Here is a 231-nt window from a genome sequence, read left to right as displayed (position 1 = left end):
CCTGAGGTTGGCGCGCAAACGCGCAAGGAGCTCCCCGAGCGCGAAGGGTTTGGTCACGTAGTCGTCGGCGCCGCGATCGAGCGCCTCAATCTTCGTGTAGGTTTCGTGGCGGGCGGTCACGACGATGATCGGGACGTCTGACCAGCCGCGGATCCCGTCGATGACGTCGAGGCCGCCCATGTGCGGCAGGCCGAGGTCGAGGAGGACGGCCTCGATCGGGTTGTCGGCGGC

General features: G+C 68.0%; 1 protein-coding gene. It reads right to left on the bottom strand.

What is annotated here, in order from left to right:
* Positions 1 to 231, bottom strand: a 231-nt coding sequence (locus QP381_RS09560) for a response regulator transcription factor (protein WP_285068818.1), incomplete at both ends; no start/stop codon positions are given.

The organism is Pauljensenia sp. UMB6358, assembly GCF_030216865.1.
GTDB lineage: Bacteria > Actinomycetota > Actinomycetes > Actinomycetales > Actinomycetaceae > Pauljensenia > Pauljensenia turicensis_A.
Note: the sequence above shows the minus strand (reverse complement) of the source record. Positions and strands in the feature narration are given on the sequence as shown.